Raw genomic sequence first — 9334 nt, forward strand, 5'->3', positions numbered from 1 at the left:
ACACTTCTTGGCGCTTGGCATTCACGACAACATTTTCTTGAAAATCAGACTCTAACGCCAGTGCTGAGTTACTCATGAATAATGTTAACAGTAATACTTTATATTTTTTCATCATTAGTATAGATCGCTTCAACTTGCTTAAGGATAGTCATGTATTCTTGCTTTAAATCACCTTCAAGACCGATGCCTGTTTGATTAAACAAGTCACCTGTAATGGTAATTAATTGATCGCTTCGCACCAAATTCTCAGCAAGCTCTAATTGTAAATAACTGGTTGTGATGACATCAATATAATCATTTTTATTCATATTTTTGATAATCACATTATCTTGTAATGTGGCAACGTCCTCACTACTAAAGTTACCTTCTTTAGCTTGGATCTTCCAGGTTGCTTGCGCGTTTTCATCATAAAGAATAATAACGGGGTTAGTGAACATTGTCATGCCTAACTCGCCATAGTGCTCCATGCTATCTGCAAAAATGCGACGTATGATTTTACCTTCAAGGCTAAATTCGACACTGCGTAAGACTTGAGCAGTAAAATCTGGTTGGTATTCGGTTGATGAAGGTGCTGTTGCTTGTTCATCAGGCGAAAAGAATCGCCATACTCCAAGCGCACACAAAAAGAGGATAACAATCCCTACATTTTGGCGATTCATACCGAGGTGCCCTGCGCTTGATCTAATATGCCTTTCGCGAGTAAGATCAAGTCTGCTAATTCTCTTACAGCACCAAAACCACCGCGAATCGAAGTGCTAAAATCAGCCCCTTTTTTAACTAAAGGATGTGCATCGGCAACCGCGACACTGAGCCCGCAAAGATTCATCACTGGTAAATCAATGACATCATCACCAATGTAACCGACATGCTCAGGGGCTAAATTGAGTTCTTCTAGCAACATGTTGAAGGCGATAACTTTGTTATCTTGGCCTTGGTAGATGTGCTTTACGCCCAAACCTTGCATGCGGTTCGCCACAATCGTTGATTGACGCCCTGTGATCACGGCCACTTCGATATCTGCATTAAGCAGAGATTTAACCCCAAAACCATCACGAGTATGGAAGGCTTTAAGCTCTTCGCCATCGTTGCCCATGTATACTCGGCCATCAGAAAAAACCCCATCTATATCGCAAATGAGCAACTTTAATGCTTTTGCTTTGGTTAATATATCTTGTGGGATCGGACCGTATAATGTGTTGATCATTTTATAGTACACCTGCGCGTAGTAAGTCATGCATGTTGAAGGCGCCGACTGGCTCTTGTCGTTCATTGACCACAATTAGGCCATTTACTTTCTTGTTTTCCATGACGGCAAGGGCTTCTGCAGCTAAAATATGTTGATTAATAGTAACACATCTTTGGGTCATTACTTCACTGATAGGGGTTTGATGAATATCTATACGTGCATCAAGAATACGGCGTAAATCACCATCAGTAAAAATACCTACAAGTGTATTACCGTCATTGACCGCGGTCATTCCTAGGCCTTTTCGCGAGACTTCTAACAAAGCTTCTGAGATTGTTTCGCTTTGTTGTACGCTAGGTACATCGTCACCTTTATGCATAATATCTGAAATACGTAATAATAACTTTCGCCCTAAACTGCCTCCTGGATGAGAGAGAGCAAAATCATCAGCAGTAAAGCCTTTTGCTTCGAGTAGTGCCACGGCAATCGCATCGCCCATCACCAGGCTCGCTGTGGTGCTCGATGTTGGTGCTAACCCAAGCGGGCAGGCTTCTTTATCAACTTTAATACATAAACTAACTTTTGCTTCGCGTGCCATGGTTGAATTGACATTACCTGTCATCGCAATCACCGGAATGCTTAAACGGGTTAATACTGGATATAGCGCTAATATCTCATCGGACTCGCCAGAATTTGACAAAGCAATAACCACATCTTCACGTTCAATCATGCCCAGATCACCATGGCTAGCTTCACCGGGGTGCACAAAGAATGCTGGGGTACCTGTGCTGGCTAATGTCGCGGCAATTTTATTGGCGATATGACCCGATTTACCCATACCTGTGACGATCACTTTGCCTTTACAGTTGATCAGTAATTCACAAGCGGCCGTAAAGGTCGCATCAATATATTGACCTAATTGAGTGATCGCTGCCGCTTCTGTTTGAATGACATTAAGTGCGCTTTGACAATAGTTAAACTGACTCGACATGGTTATTCCCTAATAAAAATGCTGTTTAATACTTAGATTAAAAATGTTAAGTACGGCTAAATGCTATTAAATACGATAAATTGATACGCAACAAAACCAACTAGCAGTAAGCCACCTTCAATGCGGTTAATACGACTAGGACGCCCTCTAAAGCTCATCGCCATTAATAGCATCACAATCGTTGCACCGAGCATATAGTAGAAGTCTCGGCTGATAATCGCTGGATCTATCATCCCTGGTGCTAGAATGCCTGGTAGCGACAATACTGCTAAGATATTGAATATATTTGAACCAATGATATTACCAATCGCAAGGTCATCTTCGCCTTTTAATACACCTGTGATCGATGCTGCAAGTTCAGGTAAACTGGTACCAATGGCGATGATAGTGAGCCCGATAACTAAATCGCTCATGCCAAAATATTGTGCGATCACAACCGCTGAGTCAACAAGGTAACTAGAGCTAATCGGTAATGCAATCATGCCGAAAACTAACCAAGCTACGGCTTTCCAAGTGGGCACACCCTCTGGCACTTCATCATTGTGTTCTTCGGCAAGTGGATCATTACTTGGACGTTTTAGTGCTAAAATAGTGAGGGTTAAAATGGTAATGAAGAAGAGTAATAATAAGATCACACCTTCATATACTTCTAGCTTTAAATCCCACAGCACCACACCGGCTAGCAGCGTGGTAACTAATACCATCGGGATCTCACGACGGATTGTTGCTGAACCAACCAGTAATGGTTTTAATAAGGCGGTAAGACCGAGCACTAAAGTAATATTGGTAATGTTAGAACCGATCGCATTACCAATGGCTGTATTTGGTGAGCCATTCAATGATGCCGATACCGCAACCATCATTTCTGGCGCAGAAGAGCCCATCGCAACAATGGTAAGACCTATTACCAGCGGTGAAATACCTAGGTTTCGTGCTAACCCTGCAGCGCCGTAGACGAATTTATCGGCACTGATGACGAGGCCAATAAATCCAAGGATTAAAATAATTATATTTGTAGTTAACATTGGCCAATTAAAAAGTTGATAAAAAAGAACACTATTTTCGGTCTTTTTTCACTGAAAGAAAAGGTAATTTGTTAAATCTTATTGAGTATTATGTGTTGAGAGGGAGAAATCCGTACATAGTTATGCTTTTATGATTGTGTATTATACCGATTACTTTTAGAATACTGGGCTATTTTAATACTTTAGTTTTAAGCGCGATTCTCTCATTTAGAACGCCATTCACTTAAAACTAAACATGCTGTTCTATCGTTTTAGTTCAGTTCGCGATCGCGGCATGTAGAGTTTTTAACTTGGCTAAGAATGGCGACATCATAGGATTTAAGTATTATGGATATTCAAGAATTACAAACATTACTGGAAAATGAGTATACGTTCCAGGAATTACACGTGAAAGGTGAAGGCAGCCACTACGACGTTATTGCTGTCGCCGAGATGTTTGTCGGTATGAGCCGTGTAAAAAAACAACAAGCTATTTATGCGCCATTAAAAGAGCAAATTGCATCAAATAGTATTCATGCGTTAACCATCAAGGCATACACACCTGAAGAATGGGTTCGCGAACGTAAATTTATATTACCTTCTTAGGCTGGATTAGAATGGATAAGTTTTTAATTAAAGGTCCTTGTCAGTTAAATGGCGATGTGACTATCTCGGGTGCAAAAAATGCTGCACTACCGATTTTATTTGCCACGTTGCTAAGTGATGAAACGATCACTCTTAAGAATGTTCCTGAATTAAGAGATATTAAGACCACGTTGCAACTATTACGTGAGCTTGGTGCACAGGCTGAGCGCAACGCTGATGGCGATGTTGTTATTACTGCTGGCACTGTAAACTGTCAAACAGCGCCCTATGAATTAGTTAAAACAATGCGTGCATCAATTTTAGCTTTAGGTCCGTTGACGGCTAAATTTTCTACTGCAGATGTTTCTTTACCGGGTGGTTGTGCGATCGGCGCTCGTCCAGTGAATTTACACATTCATGGTTTAGAAATGATGCAAGCGAACATTAACGTTGAAGAAGGCTACATTAAAGCCCGCGTTGATGGTCGTTTAAAAGGCGCGCGTATCTTAATGGATATGGTGAGTGTAACAGGCACTGAAAATTTATTAATGGCGGCTGTGCTTGCTGAAGGCGTTACAACGATTGAGAATGCAGCAAGAGAACCTGAAGTGGTTGATTTAGCTAACTTCTTAAATTCTCTTGGTGCGAAGATCAGTGGTATTGGTTCTGACGTACTAACGATTGAAGGTGTTGAAGCCCTTCATGGTGGTACGTATGCGGTACAACCTGATCGTATTGAAACGGGTACTTTCCTTGTTGCTGCAGCAGTTACTGGCGGCAAGATCACCTGTCATAAAACCGATCCTGCATTGCTTGATGCGGTATTACTTAAGCTTGAAGAAGCGGGTGCAACGATTAAGACGGGTGATGATTGGATCTCACTTGATATGGAAGGTCGTGAGTTAAAAGCAGTTAATATCAAAACAGTACCGTACCCTGGCTTCCCGACGGATATGCAAGCACAGTTCACGGTATTAAATACTGTGGCGAAAGGTACATCGACTATCATTGAAACGATTTTCGAAAACCGCTTTATGCATGTACCTGAATTAGCACGTATGGGTGCAGATATCGAACTGGAAGGTAATACGGCTATTTGCCGCGATACGGATAGTTTGACTGGCGCACAAGTCATGGCTACAGACTTGCGTGCATCTGCAAGTCTTGTTATTGCTGGTTTCCTTGCTACAGGTGACACAACGGTTGAACGTATTTATCATATTGACCGTGGTTATGAGTTCATTGAAGATAAATTACAAGGTTTAGGTGGCAACATTACCCGCATTAAAGGTTAGTGTTCCCCGACATTATTGGCGTTGGGATAATGGCTAGCAACAGTCATTATTGTAATAAACGGTCATAATGGTAATAACTAAAAGGCGCATTGATATGCGCCTTTTTTATTGCGGTCTAATTACTGGGCTGAGGCTGTAGTGCTTGTAGTTCACCGAGTGTCACAGAAATATCAAGTTGTTTACCTTCTCTGATTACGGTTAAATTAACTTTAGAACCGGGACGCTGTTCGGCGACGACATCCATTAACCAAATAACATTATCAATCTCGGTGCCGTTAAACTTAATCACTACATCTCCGGTGACTAATCCGGCTTGTTCTGCGGGTGAGTTTGGTGCGGTATTTTGTACCACAATACCCTGGTTAGCTTTTAAGCCGAGTAATTTTGCCATGACCGCATTAATTGATGTGCCTTCAATCCCTAAGTAACCTCGGATCACGCGGCCATTAGCAATCAATGCATCCATAATTTTAACCGCCAGGGGGTAGGGGATAGCAAAGCTGATACCCATGGTTTCAACATTTTCAGCAACCTGAAATGAGGCGGTATTGATACCCACTAATTCACCGAGACTATTGACTAATGCGCCACCGGAGTTACCTTCATTAATGGCGGCATCCGTTTGCAAAAAGTTTTGATGGCCTGTGGTACTCATGCCAATACGACCGCGAGCACTGATAATACCTTGAGTGATGGTTTGACCTAAATTGTAAGGGTTACCAATGGCAAGGACGACGTCACCAATGTTGGTTTGTTCATGCTTGCTTTGAGGGATACTGGGTAGGTTTTTTGCATCTATGTGTAATACCGCAAGGTCGGTGTATTTATCAAAGCCAATTAATTCAGCGGTAAAGAAACGGCCGTCTTGCAGTGCGACAATAATTTGATCAGCATTGGCAATAACGTGATAGTTGGTCAGTAAATAACCTTTGTTATTCATGATCACACCAGAACCAAGGCTTTGTGGGCGTAGTGTCGGCTTACTATTTATCGTCGTTTGCTGATAAGTGCGAGTATAAATATTAACAACAGAAGGCGCTGCTCGTTTGACCGCGGCAGAAAAACTCATTTGTTCATTAAGCCCAAGTGAGAAGGGCTGATTTAGGCTCAAACTTTGCTTATTTTGTAATTGCGGTAACGCGAAAAGCAATATCACTGCAACAGCGATACCGAGTAAGATACTTTTTGAAATATATGACCACCAAGCTTGCACTGAGATATCCCTACGTTACTCATAAAAAATAGCAACGTAGAGAATAGCACCTCTTCCTAGGATAATGTAGGAAATAACAGGTAAAGTGATGTAAGTGCTAACGTAATACCAAGAATAAATGTTGTTCATCACGTTTAATATTGAGCGCGAGTGTGGTTTTTTCGGCAGCCAATAATTCACGTAATTGCGCTAAGTTAGCCACTTTGTCTTTATTTACGCCAATAATGATATCCCCCTGCTTTAACCCTGATGCTGCTGCGATTGAGCGCGGCTTTATATTCGTAATCATTACGCCGTTATTCTTCTCTGCACTCACTAATGTCGCCCCTGCCAGACTTGGATGTAAGTTACTGGCATTAGCGAGTTGGTTATCTGCTGGTTTTAATGTGGCTGTTACACGTTGTTCTTGGCCATCCCTGACGACACCTAAGGTGATTTCTTTACCCGCGCCTAATGTACCGATTCGTGCTCTGAGCTCGCTGAAACTGCGGATCTTATTGTTATTAACACTGATGATGATATCACCTGCCATTAAGCCAGCTTTATCAGCGGCAGAGTCAGGGGTGACTTGATTGATGAATGCGCCATATTGAACATCAATATCAAAGGCTTTTGCTAGATCTGCTGTTAACTCTTGTCCAGCCACGCCCAATACTCCGCGACGAACTTCACCGTGTTCAATAAGTTGCTGCACCAGATTATTGGCCATATTAGAGGGGATCGCAAAGCCAATTCCAACATTGCCGCCGTTGGGGCCTAATATCGCGGTATTTATACCGATTAACTCACCACGTAAATCGACGAGAGCACCGCCGGAATTACCACTATTAATTGCGGCATCGGTTTGAATGAAGTTTTCTAGATTCTCTAATTGTAAACCCGTTCTACCTAAGGCACTGACGATACCTGAAGTTACGGTTTGCCCTAAACCAAAGGGGTTGCCAATGGCGATAGTAAAATCACCAACACGTAATTTATCTGAATCGGCAAATTTAATTGCCGTTAAATTTTTGGCTTTAATTTGTAATAGGGCTATATCACTGCTGCTATCGGCTCCGACTAATGTTGCATCGTATTCATGGCCGTCTTTAAGCATTACTTTGATCTCGTCAGCATCGGCAATGACATGGTTATTAGTCAGAATGTAACCTTGTTTGGCATCGATAATGACGCCAGATCCAAGGCCTTGGAAAGGTTGACTCTGTTGTTGCGAGCCAGGGCCATCAGGGCCAAAGAAATAGCGGAAAGCTTCAGGTATACGCTGCTGAGATACCTTAGTACCAGAAACTGAAATATTCACGACTGCAGGTGTTACTTGCTCTAGAATGGGAGCAAGACTGGGTAATGCTTGGCCTGCAACAGCGGCTGGAAAGGCTGCTGTTGCAGGTAAACTTGTTAACCCTATTGCTGTGCTTAATGCTAACGCGGTGAGAGTCGTTAAATGTGATTTTACTTTCATAACTATTTAAGCCCTTGAAAATTATAAGCATAAACAGTTAGATGTGGTCTAAATGTAAAAGTTCAAGTTATTTATTCAGTAATCCTGAGCTGGTACTTGAATAATCTTTCGGTTGACCTTCAAGTGGCTCTGCTGGATCGATGACTTCCTTGGCCTGAAAAGGAATGTCTTTAACTGCGACATTATCTAATAAATGTTTGGCGTTATTGGCTAAGTGCTGTTGCATTTCAACGTAGGAATCAGATAATTTCATTAATAACTCTTCAGTGCTGTTGAAGTGTTCATTAACGTCATGTTTGTATTGTTCAATCTCAGCTTCTTTGGCTAATAGTTTACCCTTAAACTTACCTGTTTGATCTTTTGTGTTAGTCGCTTTGGCAATAGCAAAACCGATAGCAATACCGATAACCAGACTAATTAATATTTCAAGATAGGGCATATACACCTCGTTAAATGGAAATTTGTATTCTACTAAGTATGGGACGCTTCTTTCTATACTCTAATATAACGGCCTTAGTTTTAAAATAGTGTATTTCAAAAGAATACAACATGGTAGCATTGATTATGATTAATGCGTGTCGGTATATGGCAATAAAAGGCGTTAGAAACAGCAAAGGATTAGCAATTATAATGACCCCAATAGAAAAATATAAGCTTGATTTAAAGCGTCCTGATTTTATGTTTGATGCGGCGCAAGAAAATGCCGTAATGGCATTGCAGCGCCTATTTGATGAGTTGTTAGCAGTGCCAGAAAAACCCGTTAAGCAAGGTTTATTCGCTAAACTTAAAGGCTTAACGGCCAAGTCTGAGCAGATACAAGGCCATCCCGTTAAAGGGATTTATTTTTGGGGCGGTGTCGGAAGAGGTAAGACCTATTTAGTTGATACTTTCTACGATTGTTTGCCGTTTGAGAATAAAACCCGAGTTCACTTTCACCGTTTTATGCACCGCATTCATCAAGAGCTGAAAGGATTGCAGCAACAAAAAAACCCATTAAAAATTATTGCTAAAAATCTTGCTAACGAAACACGGGTTATTTGTTTTGATGAGTTTTTTGTTTCCGATATTACCGATGCCATGATTTTAGGTACCTTGTTTGAAGAGCTATTTTCGCACCAAGTTATTCTAGTGGCCACATCTAATATTATTCCCGATGAGCTTTATCGAAATGGTCTGCAACGCGCTCGCTTTTTACCTGCTATTCATTTAATTAATCAAAATTGCGACATTATTAATGTTGATAGCGGTGTTGATTATCGCTTACGTACATTAGAACAAGCGGAAATTTATCATTTTCCACTGGATAGTGCTGCGCAGAAAAATTTAGATCAATATTTTCAGCAATTATCTTGTGATCCTCGTAGCTACAATCAGCCGATAGATATTGAAAACCGTCAAATACAGACATTAGCAGAAGCTGATAGTGTGTTGATGATTGATTTTATCGCGTTATGTGGCGGGCCGCGCAGTCAAGTTGATTACATGGAGATATCCCGTATTTACCACACCGTATTACTGGCCAATGTGAAACAGATGGGGCGGTTAAGTGATGATATCGCTCGTCGTTTCATTGCTATGGTAGATGAGTTTTATGAGCGTAA

The 9334-nt window shown here is 41.3% G+C and carries 10 protein-coding genes; 3 read left to right on the plus strand and 7 right to left on the minus strand.

The window, feature by feature from the left end:
• Window positions 1-98: 98 nt before the first annotated feature.
• From lptC to QNK26_RS11280, 4 genes are read right to left on the minus strand one after another with little or no spacing between them, the layout of a single operon-like run.
• Window positions 99-659, minus strand: coding sequence for an LPS export ABC transporter periplasmic protein LptC (gene lptC, locus QNK26_RS11265; protein WP_319222982.1), 561 nt, complete (start codon window positions 657-659; stop codon window positions 99-101).
• The gene (kdsC, locus tag QNK26_RS11270; protein ID WP_319222985.1) at window positions 656-1204 is read right to left on the minus strand and encodes a 3-deoxy-manno-octulosonate-8-phosphatase KdsC; all 549 of its coding nucleotides are present in this window, start codon (window positions 1202-1204) and stop codon (window positions 656-658) included. The genes lptC and kdsC overlap by 4 nt, the downstream gene beginning before the upstream one ends.
• Before the next feature lies 1 nt (window position 1205).
• Entirely contained in the window at window positions 1206-2177 is a 972-nt protein-coding gene (locus QNK26_RS11275) for a KpsF/GutQ family sugar-phosphate isomerase (RefSeq protein ID WP_319222986.1), read from the minus strand.
• A gap of 56 nt (window positions 2178-2233) precedes the next feature.
• Window positions 2234-3202 (minus strand): calcium/sodium antiporter, encoded by a 969-nt coding sequence (locus QNK26_RS11280; RefSeq protein ID WP_319222988.1) that lies wholly within the window; start codon window positions 3200-3202, stop codon window positions 2234-2236.
• A 327-nt stretch (window positions 3203-3529) separates the two neighbouring features.
• Between QNK26_RS11280 and QNK26_RS11285 the strand changes: the two genes are divergently transcribed.
• The gene (locus QNK26_RS11285; protein ID WP_319222990.1) at window positions 3530-3787 is read left to right on the plus strand and encodes a BolA family protein; all 258 of its coding nucleotides are present in this window, start codon (window positions 3530-3532) and stop codon (window positions 3785-3787) included.
• 11 nt (window positions 3788-3798) lie between these two features.
• Window positions 3799-5061 carry a UDP-N-acetylglucosamine 1-carboxyvinyltransferase gene (gene murA / locus QNK26_RS11290; RefSeq protein WP_319222992.1) on the plus strand — a complete coding sequence of 421 codons (1263 nt, stop codon included), beginning with the start codon at window positions 3799-3801 and terminating at the stop codon, window positions 5059-5061.
• Between the two features lie 115 nt (window positions 5062-5176).
• Here murA and degS read toward each other — a convergent pair whose 3' ends face one another.
• The 3 genes from degS to QNK26_RS11305 all read right to left on the minus strand — a co-directional run bounded on the left by degS (window position 5177) and on the right by QNK26_RS11305 (window position 8172).
• Window positions 5177-6274, minus strand: coding sequence for an outer membrane-stress sensor serine endopeptidase DegS (gene degS / locus QNK26_RS11295; protein ID WP_319222994.1), 1098 nt, complete (start codon window positions 6272-6274; stop codon window positions 5177-5179).
• A 97-nt stretch (window positions 6275-6371) separates the two neighbouring features.
• Window positions 6372-7733: a DegQ family serine endoprotease gene (locus tag QNK26_RS11300; RefSeq protein WP_319222996.1), complete on the minus strand. Its 1362-nt coding sequence runs from the start codon at window positions 7731-7733 to the stop codon at window positions 6372-6374.
• 67 nt (window positions 7734-7800) lie between these two features.
• On the minus strand, window positions 7801-8172 hold the full coding sequence (locus QNK26_RS11305) for a YhcB family protein (protein WP_319222998.1): 372 nt from the start codon (window positions 8170-8172) through the stop codon (window positions 7801-7803).
• Window positions 8173-8363: 191 nt separating this feature from the next.
• On the opposite strand from QNK26_RS11305, the gene zapE reads away from it, so the two are divergent.
• Window positions 8364-9334, plus strand: a 971-nt coding sequence (gene zapE / locus QNK26_RS11310) for a cell division protein ZapE (protein WP_319223000.1), incomplete at its 3' end; no start/stop codon positions are given.

Origin of the sequence: Moritella sp. (assembly GCF_033791185.1) — a bacterium.
Taxonomy (GTDB): Bacteria; Pseudomonadota; Gammaproteobacteria; order Enterobacterales; family Moritellaceae; genus Moritella.